Raw genomic sequence first — 15,863 nt, forward strand, 5'->3', positions numbered from 1 at the left:
AGTATGAAAAAGTATGATGCTATTATTATCGGCTTTGGAAAAGGCGGCAAGACACTCGCTGCCGAGCTGGCGAAACGGAACTTTACTGTTGCCATGATAGAACGTTCGGATAAGATGTACGGCGGTACGTGTATCAATATCGGATGTATTCCGACCAAGACGCTGGTACATTCGGCGGAGCTGGCGGATAAGAGCGCGTCCTGGGAACAGAAACAGGCGTACTACCGCCGTTCCGTGGCAAAGAAAGAGGAAGTGACCTCTTTCCTGCGTCAGAAGAACTACCGCAATCTGGCAGACCATCCCAATATAGCGGTATATACGGGTACGGGTTCTTTCATCGCCCCCGATGCGGTGGAGGTACGCATGGCGGAAGAAACGATCCGGCTTCAGGCGCCGCGGATATTTGTCAATACGGGAGCCGAAACCGTCATTCCGCCTATCGAGGGGATAAAGGACAATCCGAAGGTGTACACCAGCACTTCCATCATGGAACTGACGGAGCTGCCCAGGCGTCTCGTCATCGTGGGCGGCGGATATATCGGCTTAGAGTTCGCCTCAATGTACGCTTCTTTCGGTTCGCAGGTGACGGTGCTGGAAAGCTCTTCCGAACTGATAGCCCGCGAAGACCGTGACATTGCCGCCAGTGTGCAAGAGGTGCTGGAGAAGAAAGGCGTAACGTTCCGTCTGAATGCCCGTGTGCAGTCCGTGGACGGTACGGCGGTTGTCTGCCGGGATGCCGTGACGGGCGAGGTGCTGCGGCTGGATGCGGATGCTATTCTTCTGGCTACCGGACGCCGCCCCAATACCGCAGGATTGAACCTGTCTGCGGCTGGGGTGGAGGTGAACGAGCGGGGCGCTATCATCGTGAACGAGCATTTGCAGACCACCAATCCCAATATCCGCGCCATCGGCGATGTGAAAGGCGGTTTACAGTTCACCTACATCTCGCTGGACGATTATCGCATTCTCCGCGAGGATTTGTTTGGAGCGGGCGAGCGTAAGGTGTCCGACCGTGAGCCGGTGAGCTATTCGGTATTTATAGACCCGCCGCTTTCACGCATCGGCATGAACGAGGACGAAGCCCGCAAGAAAGGCTTGAACATCAAAGTAAACAAACTCCCCGTCGCCGCCATTCCCCGTGCCCGTACATTGGGCAATACGGACGGGCTGTTCAAGGTGGTGGTGGATGCCGATACCGATAAGATACTGGGCTGTACCCTGTTCGGAGCGGAGTCGGGCGAAGTCATCAATCTGGTGGCAATGGCCATGAAGACGGGGCAGGAATATACTTTCCTGCGCGATTTCATCTTCACGCATCCCAGCATGAGCGAGGCGTTGAACGATTTGATGAACTTGTAGACTCTTTTTCTTTGGCGATTTGTGCGGGGAGAGTTTGCGTATCTCCCCAAAATTGCCGAATATTGTGCTCTGAAATATAAAACCGAATAATCATGACCAGATTACCTCTCATGGGTATTGCATTCGCGTGTGCATTGTCTATGACTTCCTGCGGCGCGAAGTCCCGGCAAGCGTCCGGCGATTCCGGTTCCGCGGCTGTTGCGGTCTCCGTTACGGACACCGCTTCCGCAATTGTTCCCGTCTACGCCAAAGGCTATACGGTGAAATATCTGCCGGGAAATGTACGCTTGGTGGACATACGCGACCCTCAGAAAGAAGAGGGGAATACTTTCCGGTATGCCTTGGTTCCGAAGGGCGCTAAGCCTGCCGGTATCCCCGACGGCTATACCGTGATAGAAACTCCGGTGAAGCATGCCATCTGCATGACTTCCCTGCAACTGTCCAACTTCATCCGTTTGGATGCCTGCGACTACGTGGCGGGCATCACCAGTACCCGCCACCTGTTCAACAAGGAGATGAAAGAGCGTCTGAAATCGGGGAAGACATCCAAAATAGGGATTGAGGGGAACTTCGATAATGAGGTGATTATGAGCATAAACCCCGATGTCATCTTTATCTCTCCTTTCAAGCGGGGCGGATATGATGCCATGCGTGAGACAGGCATTCCGCTGGTTCCGCATTTGGGATATAAGGAGATGACTCCGCTGGGACAGGCGGAATGGATAAAGTTCATCGGCATGTTCATCGGCCGGGAAGCAGAGGCGAATGCCGGGTTTGCCGGGATAGAGAAACGGTATAACGAGCTGAAAGAGCTGGTGGCCGGTGTGAAAAGGCGTCCTGTGGTGTTCAGCGGTGAAATGCGTGGCGGCAACTGGTATGCGGTAGGCGGAAAGAGTTTCCTCGCCGAGCTGTTTCGTGATGCCGGGGCAGACTATTTCCTGAAAGACGACCCTCGTTCGGGGGGCGTGACACTGGATTTCGAGACGGTGTACAGTCAGGCGGAGAGCGCCGACTACTGGCGCATCGTCAACAGCTATGACGGAACATTCTCTTACGACGCCTTGAAGTCCTTAGACCCTCGCTATGCCGACTTTCGCGCTTTCCGTGAGCAAGGGGTAATCTACTGTAATATGCGTGAGAAACCCTTCTATGAGAGTATGCCCATGCAGCCCGAGGTAGTCTTGGAAGATTTGATTCATGCTTTTCATCCCGACCTGCTTCCCGATTACAAACCCACTTATTACGAGCGACTGAACCGATGAAAAGACCTGTGCTGCCGTTGATGCTCCTTATACTGGCATCCATCTTCCTGTTCTTTTTGCTGAACCTGTTGCTGGGCTCCGTCCATATCCCGTTTGGCAAGATATGGGAATTGCTGTGGGGGACGGGAGCGGCTTCCACCCCCGATATGATGAGCAATCAGGAAGTTATCTGGAGCAATATCCTTTGGAAAAGCCGTGTGCCGCAGGCTCTTACGGCGTTGGTGGCGGGAGCGGGGCTTTCGGTCAGCGGTTTGCAGATGCAGACGGTGTTCCGTAATCCGCTGGCAGGACCTTCGGTGCTGGGCATCAGTTCGGGAGCGAGCCTGGGAGTAGCCTGCGTGGTGCTGCTGTCCGGCGCTATGGGCGGTGTGGCGCTGAGCCGTCTGGGATATATGGGAGAGGTGGCGCTCTCCGTCGCCGCCATTATCGGGGCATTGTCCGTGATGGCGCTGATAGTCTACGTCTCCCAGAAGGTAAAGGGAAATGTGACGCTGCTGATTATCGGCGTGATGATAGGCTATGTGGCAAGCGCCATTATCGGCGTACTGAAATACTTCAGTGTGGAAGAGGATATCCGGGCATACGTCATCTGGGGGCTGGGCAGCTTTGCGCGCGTCTCCGGCGACCAGATGCTGCTGTTTGTCTGCATTATGGCGGTGTTGCTGCCCTTGTCGTTCCTGCTGATAAAGACCATGAACCTGTTGCTGCTGGGCGACGGCTATGCACGCAACTTGGGACTGAACATCAAGCGGGCGCGCCTGCTCGTCATATCCTGTTCCGGAGTGCTGGTGGCCATTGTCACCGCCTACTGCGGGCCTATTATGTTTATCGGACTGGCAGTGCCTCATTTGTGCCGCGCCATCTTCCATACGTCCGACCATCGCATCCTGATGCCCGCCACCTTGCTGGTAGGCGCCGCATTGGCGTTGGTGTGCAATCTGATTGCCCGTATGCCGGGATTCGAGGGGGCGTTGCCCGTCAATTCGGTAACTGCGCTGGTAGGCGCTCCGGTAGTTGCGTCCGTACTTTTCAGAAAGAGAAAAGGGGAGCTGAACGAATGAAAATGTCAGGTCTGTCAAAACGGGTGTATCAAGTATGTCAAACGGGCGTATCAAGTACGTCAAACGACCATATCAAGTATATCAAACTGTAATATCATATATATTGAAGAACGAGACTATACATATCGAGAATCTCTCTATCGGTTATCCCGGTAAGAGTGATGTGAAGGTAGTGGCGGACGGCATCTGCGCCGGCATCAACAGCGGTGAGCTGACCTGCCTGCTGGGTGCCAACGGAGTGGGTAAGTCCACATTGCTCCGTACCCTGTCCGCTTTCCAGCCCAAACTGGGTGGAGAGATACGTATCCAAGGAAAAGAGATTGAATCCTATACCGATAAGCAACTGTCGCGCGTTATCAGCGTAGTGCTGACGGAGAAATGCGACATCCGCAACATGTCCGTTACGGAGCTGATAGGACTGGGACGCAGCCCTTATACAGGCTTTTGGGGGACGCTTACCAAAGAGGACAGGCATATAGTGGAGCACTCCGTTTCCCTGGTCGGTATTTCTCACCTTGCGTATCGGATGGTGCATACGCTGAGCGACGGCGAGCGTCAGAAAGTCATGATAGCCAAAGCGCTTGCGCAGGAAACTCCTGTGATTTACCTGGACGAGCCTACCGCCTTTCTCGACTTTCCCAGCAAGGTGGAAATGATGCAACTGCTGCACCACCTCAGCCGGCAGACGGACAAGACCATTTTCCTCTCCACGCACGACCTCGAACTGGCTCTGCAAATAGCCGACAAAATCTGGCTCATGGACAAGGCGAACGGTGTCACCATCGGTACTCCCGAAGACCTGTCGCTGAACGGCAGCCTTAGCAGCTTTTTCGCCCGCAAGGGCATCGTGTTCGACTTGGAAACCGGATTGTTCCGTGTAGACAATGAATATACCTCTCAGATACGTCTGTCGGGTCATGGGCAGAGATACGCCATGGTGCGCAAAGCCTTGCAGCGCAACGGCGTCCTCGCCAACCGCAACGTAGAGTCGGACACCTGTATCGAGACAGGCGATTTGAAGGGAGACGGCACTTTTGTCCTGCATCGTCCCGGTGAAGAACCGGTGCGCCTTACCAGTATCGAGGATTTATTGGCGAAGCTCCATGAGCGCTCGCTTTGTAAATAGCAGTCATCCGGCCGTTATCGGAATTTATATCCTACGGTAAAGAATGAAGCGAAGTTTCGGGGCAGGTAGTTATGGAACTCTTCCGTATCTATTACCTGCCTCAGTTGCTGATTGACCTTTACCAGCCCCACCTGTGCCTCTGCACCGATGACGAGCCTGCGGTATTCCAAAGCGATTCCCACGACGATACCGCCGTCCAACCGCCTGTTTCCGGCATTCTTCTCCAGGACGCAACCAAACGTATCCATCTTGAACCGCCGGTTTCCGTCGGCGGAGCTGCCGCTGTAATAATACGGGATGCTGCCGGATGTCTTTCCGCCCACACCGCAGGCGATGTACGGGCCGACATTCAGCGAGGCGTGGTAATCCTTTCCCAACGGCAGCCTTGCGGCCACCCTGACGGGTATCTGCAAGTACAGCTCGTTCATCCCGGCGTTCCGCACGTAATCCATATCATCCCTGCCGCCTATGGATACAAATTCCAAAGCGGATCGCAGCGCCCAGGTCTTATTCAACGCGTATTCCGCGCCTATCCCCGCTTTGCAGGCTATTTGCGTATCACTGCCGGAGTGCTTTCCGTAAAGGCGGGAAGTTCCGATTCCCGCCTCTGCATAAAAGGAGATAGGTAACTGCGCCCGGACGGCCGATGTGGCGACCGCCATGCACATTATCATCAATGCCTTTTTCATACATATATCTTTCCGTCTTCGCCGATTAATAAAATCGTGAGCTCTCCGTCGGGCAACAGGGGAGCGCAGCACTGTCCGCAAAGCTCTATCAATAGCTTGGCGAATGTTTCCAGCTTTTCCGCGGGAATGATGTCCCATAACTCCCGCGCCAGATTCATCTTCCGGATAGCGGCCGATACGTCTTCGCCGCATTCCGCCCGGCGGGCTATGTCCTGAATGAAGTCCTTGTTCATCACAACCTTCTTGCTATGGGTATCGAGGTGGCCTTCCGCCAGTTTCACGGCTTTGCCTATCATTACTCCCAGCGTGACGCGGGGCAGTTTCAGCTCGTCGGCTATCTTCAGCGTCTCGCCGATGAAGTTTCCGTAATGTACAAAGGCCTGTACCGGCAACCCGGGATAGTAGGCCTTGATGTACCGTTCGCTCTTTGCCCCGGAACTGATAACCACACGCGGGCTGTCCGTGGCGCGCGCCACTTCCATCGACTTGCGGATAGAGCTTACGAACGCCTCGCTGGAGAACGGCTTCACGATACCCGACGTACCGATGATGGATAGTCCCCCCTCTATGCCCAGACGGGGATTGAAGGTACGCTTGGCTATTTCCTCGCCGCCGGGTACGGAGATGGTCACAACGATGGGATTGCTCATTTTAGGCACGCCGACATAGCTGAGGTACATCCTTACATTCTCCTCTATCATCTTGCGTGGCGTGGGATTAATGGCGGGCGCTCCCAATTCCAGTCCTAATCCCGGCATGGTGACGATACCTATCCCTTCTCCGCCGGCGATGATGATGTTATAATCGTCTTGCTGCTTTCCACTGTTCACCTCGTCCATATTGAACGGCAGGGCGATATTCACCTTAATCTGCATTCCGTTGGTAATGTCGGGGTCGTCTCCCGCGTCTTTTATGACGCAGGCTTCCGATTCCACCATCCAGTTGTCGTTGACGGAACTGGAACGGGGACGTTGCTTCTGAGGCTCTACGGGAACTCCTATCATCTCTCCATTGGGCAGGGTTACTATAAACTCCGGGGGACGGGGAGTTCCGTCGAGGTTGAATATATCCCATATGGCTGCTGCGGCCGCTGCGGCCGCGCATGTTCCCGTGGTGAACCCGCTGCGCAGGTCATAGAATCCGGGATGGTACAGCTCTACCATTCTTCGCAGACCGTGTCGCCCGTTTACGGGCAGGAGATTGGGTTGGAGCGGCGGACGCTTTATGATGAAGATGCGGATGCCCAGTTCCTGGGCTGCTTCCACCTTCTCGGAAAACCCGCCGGAAGCGCCGCTTTCTTTGATTACGATAGCATCGGGACGTATCTGCCGTATCAGCAGGCGTTCGTCTTCTCCGGCATGGTAGTAACGCAAATATTCTTCGGGGAATGCCTCGCTTCTCGCCAATTCGCGTGAACTCTCACGGTCGAGGATACGGAAATAGCAGCGGCAGCTTTCCTGCCAGAGCGCTTTCAGTTTGCCTATACTCTTTACTCCTGTCAGCGCCAGTAGTATGTAGACCTCTTCCTTCTTTATCTTTTGGACGGCGTCTTCAAAACTGTCGCACCATACGATACCGTCATGCTTCTCTATGCGGGGGTAAATGCGGTCGTAGAGGATGGCCGGAATCTGAAGCTTGTCGGATACGTCGTTGACGTTCCTGTGCAGTTCCTCGGCAAAAGGATGCGCGGCATCTATCAACAGTGAAATGTTCTCTTTACGGCAGAAAGATTCCATAGCGTCTTTATCCATGCCACCTTGCAGGCGGATGCCGTTATGCAGAGGAATGTCTTGTTCGTAACCCTTGGTTGAATAATAGAAGGGCTTTCCAGCTTCCTCAAGTGTTTGGACGGCTATGCGTCCTTCGGTTGTACCGCCTAATACTAATATCATTTTTTTATTTTCTAAATAAGTGTTTGAATTCGTGTGCATACAGTCGCGACAGTCCTTCGCGATTGCCGATAGCCTCGCCTACGACAATCATGGTTGTCAGGGTCAGGTTATTCTCTTTTACTATCCGTGCAAGGTCTTTCAGCTCTCCCCGGAAGATGCGTTCGTCCGGCCAGGTGAGGTGATAGCATACGGCTACGGGGGTTGTTTCCGGGTACTCTTGCAGAAGTTCCGCCTGTACCTGTTCTGCGATGCCTGCGCTGAGGAAGATGCACATGGTGCTTTGCGAGCGTGCCATGAGGTGCAGTTTCTCCCGTTCGGGCATAGGAGTCCGTCCTTCGCCGCGGGTCAGTATGATGCTCTGTACTTTCTCCGGAATGGTGAACTGCGACTTCAGAGCCGCCGCCGCTGCCTGGAAAGAAGATATGCCCGGCGTGATGTGATAGCTCATGCCGTATCGGTCGAAGTAGTTCATCTGTTCCTGTATCGCTCCGTAGATGCAGGGGTCGCCCGTATGCAGGCGCACGATGAACTTTCCTTTGTCGTAGAACTCTTTCATCAGCGCGAACTGTTCTTCCAAATCCATGGAAGCGGAGCTGCGCACCGTTGCGCCCGGTTTGGCGCAAAGCGTCAGCTCACGGGGCACGAGGCTGCCTGCATAGAGGATGAGGTCGGCCTTTTCCAGCATCTCCCGTCCCCGTACGGAGATAAGGTCGGGGTCACCGGGGCCTGCGCCTACAATCTCGATGTGTCCCCGGCGCAAGGCGCGGATATTTATAGCGGCGGCTACCGTATAGTTCCCGCCTTTACGTTTCGGCATTATCAGCTCACTGTTGCCGGAAGACAGCAACGCTGCCGCCTCGCTCACGCTGGGCGTACCCATGTGCTTCATCACGGTTTTGCTGGGGTGCGGCACGTCTGTCGCCGCCAGCTCTTCGGCCGTATAGAAACAGACGTCGTATTCCTTTTGGAGCGACTTCACCACCGGCTCGTCACGCTTGGCGTCAATCGTAGCGATGGATGCGATGGCCTGCCGGGGAATGCCGTATTCTTTCAGCCTGTCCAGAATCTCTTCCGTCACTTCCTTCACAGGCCCGGCCTGGCGGGCAAGTCCGATGCCGACGTGCACCATTCGCGGCACATAGCAGATAGACGGCGTCCCCTCTATGTAATGTACCTGCGGCGAGACGCACAGCACCAGTTGGAAGCGGGATACCTCGATGTCTTTCAGACGATAGAACACCTCTACATGAGGGGGAAGATGCGCTTCCAGCCAGTCGGTACCCTTGTCGCGGACTTCCAGCAGCAGTGCGGTGGGCTTTCCGCTTACGAAGAGGCGGATAGGCTCGTTCATGCACGCCTTCATCTTCTCCTCGCGAGTTTGGGCGAGCTCCGCCAGCCGCAGGGCGGAAGCATCCACATTGAGTATCGGGAACCAGCCGAAACGTCCGGGCAGTTTGTCCAACGCCCACAGTCCGGTAAGGTCGCTTTGAGTGGTTATCACGGGCTCGGCTCCCAATGCGCCGGCTATCGCTGCGGTCAGTTCGTTGGCTCCGCCGATATGTCCGGACAGGACGGAGATGGCGTATCTGCCCGTACTGTCCACGCAGATTACGGCGGGGTCGGTGTACTTGTTCTTCACGCAGGGGGCGATGGAGCGTACGCAGATGCCCATGGCTCCGATAAAGATAAATGTGTCGTAACGGTTGAAGTTCTCGGCAGTGAAGCTGCCGGTCGATTCGATGTGCGTACATCCGTCTTCATGGCGCGGGGTGAAAATCTCCGCTTCGGGAAACTCCTTGAGCAACAGCCGCGCAGAAGCCAGTCCCGCTTCCGAGACGAGCATGATGGCCGTCTTCATGCGGGGAGCGTCCGCTTTCATAACAGGTATGTCTGTTTTCATAATGGATATATCTTGTCTTATTGTTTTATGAAAGCGTCGCTTTCATAATTTCGATGGGGTTATAATCATTCAGCGCGATGCGGACGGACGGATGCGGTATCAGGCCGGCGGCTTCGGCTCCTTTCGTGAACGCGTTTTTACTGTCTGCCGATACGGAGTTGAAGACGATACATCCGCCGGGCTGTAAGTTTTCCTTTATCTTCGCCAGCATTTCCGGCAGACGTCCGCCGTGTCCGCCTATAAAGACGGCGTCGGGGCGGGGGAGAGCATCGGTCGCCGTTTGCAGGAAATCGCCTGTGATTGCCGTGATGCCCGGCGTACCGAAGCGGCGGCTGTTGATATTCATCAGTTCTTCGCCCTCGGCGCGTACCTCGAAGGAAACGACCGTGAGGTGGGGAAATTGCAGCCGGGCTTCGATGGATACCGACCCGGTGCAGAAACCGACATCCCAGAATACGCGACGCCGGTTCAGCTCCAGCGCCTGTAAGGTAAGCAGGCGGACGGGCGCTTTGGTTATCATGCGGGCGCGTCCGTTCAAGTGCGCGAACCGTTCGTCGGGAATGCCGAAAGGACGGGCTTCTAAGGAAGCGGTGGCGCAAAGCAACAGGTTGTTGGGATGCTCGAAACCGCCTTGCGCCGCTTCCCGCAGCGTCATGTGGCGGATACGTTCTTTTTCGGGGTTGCCGAGATGCTCGCCTACATACATGGTGTAACGGTCATACCCGTATTCCAGCATGCGGGACGCGATAGCGGCGGGCGTATGTTCCCGGTCGGTAAGGATACCTATCTTGGGAGCGCGCTCTATCAGGGCACGGTCGAACTCATGCCAGGGACGTCCCGTCAGCGAAACGGTGCGCATATCGTCATAAGGCATTACGAGGCGGTGCGCCAATGTCTGGAGAGAGTTGAAAGAGGGGTAGAGCTTAATTTCGGCATCCGGCAATTTCCGTTTCACCGTATTGGCAAAGCCGAAAAACAGCGGGTCGCCCGAAGCGAAGACCACGATTTGCCTGTGGCCGGCATCCGTTTGTCCGCATCCGTCACCGCCGAACACTCTCTCATATCGCGCGAATACATTCTCCAACGGTACGGTAATGGAAATCCATTCCGCATCATCCGGTAGCAAGTTCCCGACAATCTCTTTATGCCGTACTCCCCCCGAAAAGACCTTCCCGCGCCGTATGTGTTCCAATACTTCCGGCGGAAAGAAAGGCGTCCGGTTATCGTCCGTTCCTATAATGATAAATTTCCGTTGCATAACCAATCGCTCACCACTAATCGTTAATCCTTAACCGTTGTTTCACACGTCCCGTCCCGGTCGCAGCTGCTCCGCGTCATTGTAGCACAAAATGGCGTTTACCAATGTCGCGGCAAGGTTGCTTCCGCCTTTGCGCCCTTCCACGATTATCTTCGGGATGGCGGTGAAAGGCTTTATCATGTGCTTGGACTCCTGTACGTGCACAAAGCCCACCGGAGCGGCGATAATCCCTGCCGGATGCGCTTTCCCTTTGCGTATAAGGTCGCAGAGTTCCATTAAGGCTGTCGGAGCGTTGCCGAATACAAAGAGGGCGTCGGGATGGTCTTCGACGGCAAGGCGTGTGCCGGCCTGTGTGCGGGTGATTCCTTTCTCCGTTGCCATCGCTGCGGTGCGAGGGTCTCCGAGGTAGCATTTCACCTCTACGCCCAAACGCTCCAAAGCCCCTTTGCGAATACCGCTGGCGGCCATTGTCACATCTGTGACGATAGTCCGTATACGCTTTCCGGTGATGCCTTGATATAATGTTTCCACTGCTTTGTCGTCTGTGCGCAGCAGCTTTTCCATTTCAAAGTCCGCGGTGGTATGGATGGCGTGCAGCAACGCCCATTTATGGTCGAGGGGGATGTTTCCGTTCTTGAGCTCTTTCTCGATGGTGCGGAAACTCCGTATCATAATATCCTGTCCTTTGTTGGTCGGGAGTTGCCGAGGGTGGGTTTCCGCTTCTTCCCGGTAATATCCCCGCGGAGTAATCATCGCTCCGTTCCATTCGTACGACTGCGAATTGCCTATCAGTACAACGGTAAACATATCCGTCTCTTCGGGGTCGAACGCTTCCAGCGTCGTTATGTGCACTTCCTGTTCGGGACGTCCCGCCTGGCGCACATATCCTACGGGCGTCTGCGGTGAGCGCCCTTCCTGCAGGAACAGCTCTTTCAGCCGGTAAAGTTGCCAGTAGCGGCCATCGCTTTTGGGATTGTAGACGGCTGTCACGAAATCGGCTGCGGCAGCGGCAATGATGCGTTTCTCGATGCGTTCCCACGGTGTCATCAGGTCTGAGAGGGAGATAACGCAGAAGTCATGTCCCACAGGAGCTCCCAGCAGGGAAGCCGCTTTCTGAAACGCGCTGATACCCGGCAGGGAAACAATCTCTACGTCGCTGTTCCGTTCCCGCTTCATCTCATGCACAAGGGGCGTCATACCGTAAATCCCGGCATCGCCCGAACTGATGACGCACACCGTTTTTCCCTGTTCCGCCAGTTCAAAAGCCTGTTCGGCGCGGACGCGTTCCCGCTTCATCCCCGTATCGATACATTCCGTACCGGGACGTAAGTGTGGAGTGACAAAACGGAAGTAGTATTTATATCCCACTACTGCATCGGCTTCCTGCAAAGCGGTAATTACGGCGGGTGTTATGTCTTGCTCATTGCCCGGACCGATGCCGGCAACGATTATTTTGGATTGTTTCATTTGCTATCTGGCTTATCGCTTCTGTCTTGCAGAGCATGGTAAGCGTTGCGCTTACAGTCTACAAAGATACATTCTATTTATCACATTAAGGCATGAAAATGCAACTTTCTCACTCGTTTTTTTCTCCTGCCGCATAGGCCGCTTTCTTTTCCATGATGCCCTGCATGCGGTGCTTCAGCCCGAAACGGATATGGTCTGCGAATATCTCCTGTATCTCAGGTATTTGCCCCAAACCTTCCATACGCACATGAACGGTATAGCCTTCTTTCTCAAGCATCTCCCGCCATTCTCCGGCAATATCGTTCTTGGCGTGGTCGCCGGCTACAAACATAAAAGGGACGAGCGTCACGCTCTTTGCCTGGGCCGCTTTCAGTTGCGCCAGCATGGTTTCAAAGGTGGGATAGCCTTCGATGGTCCCCACATGGAAGTTGCCGAATCCGGCCGCTTTCAGCATATAGTCCATTTGACTGTACGCAGCGGTACCGGGCGTATAAGTGCCGTGTCCCACCAATACGAAGTGCTCTTGGGACTTTTTCTTGGCGCCCTGCCGTACCGAAGCATCGAGGCGTCGTCCCAGAATACCGGCTACTTTTTCCGCGTCTTCCACCGAATAGAGCAGGGGAGTGCCTACGCGTATCTCCTTGAAGAAAGGCAGCACGCTTTCCACATCACGGCGGAGCGACTCCATTTCCACGCCGTCGATGATATTGGTGCTTTGCACGATAATGTGCGTATAGCCCTCTCCACGCAGTTGGAGCAGCGCGTCCAGCGGGGTGGCTTTGTCGACGCCGCGCGCCTTGAGGCGGCGTATGATGATGCGCGAAGTGTAGGCTTCGCGAAATTCCAGGTTGGGAAAAGCCTTGCGCGCCTGGGCATTGACGGCGTCAATCGTCTGCGCGCGCGTATCGTCGTGCGTCGTGCCGAAGTGCACCATAAGCAACGCGGCCTTTTCGCCGGGTTTCATACTTGCGAGCATATCGCTCGACACGAAGTTTCCCCCTTCGTGCGCGGCGCAGAAGAGAGAAACGGCAAGGAGCAGGGAGAGAAGAGAGGTTTTCATAAACGAAAGTGATTGCTGTTTTATAAAAATGGTTACTGTTTTATTTCTTGAATCGTACCGACAGGCTCACATACACCGAGCGTCCCGGGTTGAGCGTGGAGAAGTTGTTGTTCCAGGGGCGGTCGTCTGTCTTGTCGAAGATGTTTTCGATGCCTATGCCCGGTTCCAGAATCACGGATTGCAGGTTGAAGGTATGGCGGGTGTTCAAATCCCATTGCTGGAATTTGGGAGCGTAACCGTACGTTTGCGAGTAGCGTTCGCCTTGCAGGTGTCCGTGCACGTTTACGTTCAGGCGGTAGAAGCTCCAGGCGTGTTCCCACTGGCCGTTGATGTTCCCCATGTGCCTGACGCTTTTGTCTATGGGCGACACTTCGTAGCTGCCGTCGGCTTGCAACTGCTTGGCTTCGGTGTCCATGTACGTGTATCCGCCGCCTGCCCTGAAGCCCGCGCCCAGGTTCAGGCTGGCGTTCAGGCTGATGCCTTTGGTCTTGGCTTTGTCCACGTTGTCGCGCTGGCGTATCTCGTCGAAGGTGGCGTGCTTGTCGTCCAGTCCCATGTCGTGTATTTCCTGGTCGGAGAGGGTGCGGTAGTTTATCATGTCGCGGATGTCGTTGATGAACCCGGTGACGGACACGGAGAGCCGGCGGTAGTTGTACTCCGCATTCAGCGAGTAGAAGTTGTTCTTTTCCGGTTTCAAACCGACGTTGCCCGTGGTGTAGCGGTTGCTGGTCTTGGACTCGTCGGTGGCGTAGAGTTGCGACAGGGTAGGCGTACGGAAGCCTGCCGCATAGGCGGCGCGCAGGTTCAGTCCGCCGAGCTTGTACATCAGCGATACGTTGGGAGTGGCATAATTCTTGAAGTTCTCGTTGTAGATGTAGCGTATGCCCAGTACGGCTTGCAGGTTCAGGGGCAGTTTTATTTCATCCTGCGCATAGAAAGCGAGGGTGTACATGTGGCGGGAGTCGATGTTGTCCGATTCGCTCTCAAGCCCCTCGTTTACGTATTCCACTCCGGCGGACAGCTTGTTGCGGCTGCCCAGGCGGAAGATACCTTTGATGTTTCCGTTGTAGTAGCGCACTTGCTTGCGGGTTACTTGGTCGCCCGGCAGATAGCTGCCCGATTTCTTGAAGTACATATAGTCTGACGAGAAATTGTCCGAGTAGAATTCCGCGTCGATGTAGGCCGAACGGTTTATCATGTACTTCATGCCGGCGCCATAGGTATAGGTCTCGTGTCTCAGGTTGTAGGTATAGGCGTCTTTCTGCACGAACTGGCCTTTGCTTTTGGCATAGTAGGTGGCATCCTGCGGACGGCGGGTTTTGTTATCATAATAAGTACCGCGCGCGTAGAACGACAGTTTATCTGTGGCATTGAACACGAAACGCTGGTTTACGGTGTTGGAGTAGAAACCTACGGAAGTAGGACGTCCGGTTTCGTAGCCGTTCTCGTCGATGTTGTTGTTCTGCCAGCTTCCTGCCTGACGGCGCTGGTAGGAAGTGTAAGAGGAGAACTTGCCCGCATTGACATCGGCATTGACGCTTTCCGTCAGGCGTCCTTCGCCGGAGTAGTGGGTGTAGCTGGATACGTTTACGGTGTTCCGGGCATCGTCCGTGATGATGTTGATAACGCCGCCTATGGCATCGCTTCCGTACAGGGCGGATGCTGCGCCGTTCAGTATCTCGATGCGCTTGATGTTGGCCACGTTGATGCGCGTGTAGCGGTCTTCGCCTGCCAGACGCTTGCCGTTTTCCAGTATCAGTATGTAGTCCTCGTTGATGCCGTTCAGGCTCATGGTAGTGCCCATGCCGTTGGTGTAGGAAGATATGTTGGGCGTCAGTTTCACCAGCGCTTCTTCCAGCGTGGATACGTTGGCGCCGCCTATTTCTTTGGCCGTGATTACGGAGACGGGAACGGGGCTGTCCGTCATGCGGCGGTGCGTACCGGTTCCGGTCACTACCACCTGGCTGAGGTTGCTGTAACTCTCTTCCAGCTTTACGAGGATGTCGGTCTCCTGTCCGTCCGTAGTGTATTTCCCGGGGGTGAAGCCGATGTAGGAGAAGCGCAGCGTGTGCTGTCCGCCGGTCAGGTTGTCGATGGTAAATTCTCCTCTTCCGTTGGTGGTGCATCCCGTCAGACTGTTGTCTACGCGGATATTTACCCCTACGAGGGGCTCGTTGGTGCCGGCACTCACCACTTTTCCGCTCAATGCGGTCTGGGCATGGAGCAGGGGTGTCAGGCAGCACAGCATGGCTGCCAATAAACATTTGGTTCTCATTTATTGAAAAATGTAAGATTAATACTTGTCTTCCTGACCCCGGGAAGGCGTTGACTGTGTAATCGCCAAGGCAGGTTTCCTGACTCAGCCCTGCGGAAAACCACACCTTCCCGTCCCCCGGACTGCGATGCGCCCGAACCGGCGCTTGCTATCGGCAGCCGTCTGTAAGACAGTGGCATCGTTTTGAAGAATGTTTTCCGTATGCTCCGTTGCCGCGGTAAGCGGACGGGGCAAAGTGGCTTTACAGTAGCGGGCACTGTTCCGGCTTCGCACCGGATTCCCTTTTATACAACTCGTTGGAACAACGGGTGTATCACCTAAGCGGTGACAAAGATAGGGGTTTATTTTTAATTGATGAAGGAAAGGGCGGGATAATGCAATCGGTCTTACGGGATGATTCGCTTTGTCTTGCGGGATGAATGTTTTCATCTCGTGAGACGGTTGGTTTGGTCTCATGGGATGAATATTTTTAGCTTGTAAGACGGATGAGAAAGGGGGGCTGTCGGTTATTTTT

At 54.9% G+C, this 15,863-nt stretch carries 11 protein-coding genes and 1 riboswitch; of the genes, 4 read left to right on the forward strand and 7 right to left on the reverse strand.

Annotated features, from left to right (window positions below):
• Window positions 1-3 precede the first annotated feature (3 nt).
• The 4 genes from BHV73_RS06785 (at window position 4) to BHV73_RS06800 (ending at window position 4,808) form a co-directional block, all read left to right on the forward strand.
• Complete coding sequence (locus tag BHV73_RS06785; RefSeq protein ID WP_009120839.1) at window positions 4-1,359, forward strand: FAD-dependent oxidoreductase; 1,356 nt, start codon at window positions 4-6, stop codon at window positions 1,357-1,359.
• A gap of 92 nt (window positions 1,360-1,451) precedes the next feature.
• On the forward strand, window positions 1,452-2,621 hold the full coding sequence (locus BHV73_RS06790) for an ABC transporter substrate-binding protein (protein ID WP_009120840.1): 1,170 nt from the start codon (window positions 1,452-1,454) through the stop codon (window positions 2,619-2,621).
• Window positions 2,618-3,682, forward strand: a complete 1,065-nt coding sequence (locus tag BHV73_RS06795) for an iron chelate uptake ABC transporter family permease subunit (RefSeq protein WP_286737420.1) — start codon at window positions 2,618-2,620, stop codon at window positions 3,680-3,682. The genes BHV73_RS06790 and BHV73_RS06795 overlap by 4 nt, the downstream gene beginning before the upstream one ends.
• A 103-nt stretch (window positions 3,683-3,785) precedes the next feature.
• Window positions 3,786-4,808 carry an ABC transporter ATP-binding protein gene (locus tag BHV73_RS06800; protein ID WP_286737421.1) on the forward strand — a complete coding sequence of 341 codons (1,023 nt, stop codon included), beginning with the start codon at window positions 3,786-3,788 and terminating at the stop codon, window positions 4,806-4,808.
• Window positions 4,809-4,822: 14 nt separating this feature from the next.
• Here the strand turns inward: BHV73_RS06800 and BHV73_RS06805 are convergent, their stop codons facing one another.
• From BHV73_RS06805 to BHV73_RS06835, 7 genes are all read right to left on the reverse strand, one after another.
• Window positions 4,823-5,497 carry an outer membrane beta-barrel protein gene (locus tag BHV73_RS06805; RefSeq protein WP_286737423.1) on the reverse strand — a complete coding sequence of 225 codons (675 nt, stop codon included), beginning with the start codon at window positions 5,495-5,497 and terminating at the stop codon, window positions 4,823-4,825.
• The gene (gene cbiD, locus BHV73_RS06810; protein WP_039950310.1) at window positions 5,494-7,389 is read right to left on the reverse strand and encodes a cobalt-precorrin-5B (C(1))-methyltransferase CbiD; all 1,896 of its coding nucleotides are present in this window, start codon (window positions 7,387-7,389) and stop codon (window positions 5,494-5,496) included. Before cbiD ends, BHV73_RS06805 begins: the two co-directional genes overlap by 4 nt.
• A 4-nt stretch (window positions 7,390-7,393) precedes the next feature.
• Entirely contained in the window at window positions 7,394-9,247 is a 1,854-nt protein-coding gene (cobM, locus tag BHV73_RS06815) for a precorrin-4 C(11)-methyltransferase (RefSeq protein WP_087412046.1), read from the reverse strand.
• 67 nt (window positions 9,248-9,314) lie between these two features.
• On the reverse strand, window positions 9,315-10,547 hold the full coding sequence (gene cbiE, locus BHV73_RS06820; RefSeq protein WP_286737426.1) for a precorrin-6y C5,15-methyltransferase (decarboxylating) subunit CbiE: 1,233 nt from the start codon (window positions 10,545-10,547) through the stop codon (window positions 9,315-9,317).
• Window positions 10,548-10,589: 42 nt separating this feature from the next.
• The gene (cobJ, locus tag BHV73_RS06825; protein WP_087411994.1) at window positions 10,590-12,014 is read right to left on the reverse strand and encodes a precorrin-3B C(17)-methyltransferase; all 1,425 of its coding nucleotides are present in this window, start codon (window positions 12,012-12,014) and stop codon (window positions 10,590-10,592) included.
• 109 nt (window positions 12,015-12,123) lie between these two features.
• A complete protein-coding gene (locus BHV73_RS06830) occupies window positions 12,124-13,074 on the reverse strand; it encodes a sirohydrochlorin cobaltochelatase (protein ID WP_286737427.1) in 951 nt (316 codons plus the stop codon).
• A 40-nt stretch (window positions 13,075-13,114) separates the two neighbouring features.
• Window positions 13,115-15,349: a TonB-dependent receptor gene (locus BHV73_RS06835; RefSeq protein WP_286737428.1), complete on the reverse strand. Its 2,235-nt coding sequence runs from the start codon at window positions 15,347-15,349 to the stop codon at window positions 13,115-13,117.
• A 52-nt stretch (window positions 15,350-15,401) separates the two neighbouring features.
• Window positions 15,402-15,685: riboswitch (cobalamin riboswitch) on the reverse strand.
• Between the last annotated feature and the right edge of the window lie 178 nt (window positions 15,686-15,863).

Origin of the sequence: Bacteroides sp. 44_46 (assembly GCF_001915465.1) — a bacterium.
GTDB classification, from domain to species: Bacteria; Bacteroidota; Bacteroidia; order Bacteroidales; family Bacteroidaceae; genus Bacteroides; species Bacteroides clarus.

What these genes read in the sequence shown, in the direction of transcription:
- BHV73_RS06785 (WP_009120839.1), top strand. Translation starts at nt 4, where the DNA reads ATGAAAAAGTATGATGCTATTATTATCGGCTTTGGAAAAGGCGGCAAG.
- BHV73_RS06790 (WP_009120840.1), top strand. Translation starts at nt 1,452, where the DNA reads ATGACCAGATTACCTCTCATGGGTATTGCATTCGCGTGTGCATTGTCT.
- BHV73_RS06795 (WP_286737420.1), top strand. Translation starts at nt 2,618, where the DNA reads ATGAAAAGACCTGTGCTGCCGTTGATGCTCCTTATACTGGCATCCATC.
- BHV73_RS06805 (WP_286737423.1), bottom strand. Translation starts at nt 5,497, where the DNA reads ATGAAAAAGGCATTGATGATAATGTGCATGGCGGTCGCCACATCGGCC.
- cbiD (WP_039950310.1), bottom strand. Translation starts at nt 7,389, where the DNA reads ATGATATTAGTATTAGGCGGTACAACCGAAGGACGCATAGCCGTCCAA.
- cobM (WP_087412046.1), bottom strand. Translation starts at nt 9,247, where the DNA reads ATGAAGACGGCCATCATGCTCGTCTCGGAAGCGGGACTGGCTTCTGCG.
- cbiE (WP_286737426.1), bottom strand. Translation starts at nt 10,547, where the DNA reads ATGCAACGGAAATTTATCATTATAGGAACGGACGATAACCGGACGCCT.
- cobJ (WP_087411994.1), bottom strand. Translation starts at nt 12,014, where the DNA reads ATGAAACAATCCAAAATAATCGTTGCCGGCATCGGTCCGGGCAATGAG.
- BHV73_RS06830 (WP_286737427.1), bottom strand. Translation starts at nt 13,074, where the DNA reads ATGAAAACCTCTCTTCTCTCCCTGCTCCTTGCCGTTTCTCTCTTCTGC.
- BHV73_RS06835 (WP_286737428.1), bottom strand. Translation starts at nt 15,349, where the DNA reads ATGAGAACCAAATGTTTATTGGCAGCCATGCTGTGCTGCCTGACACCC.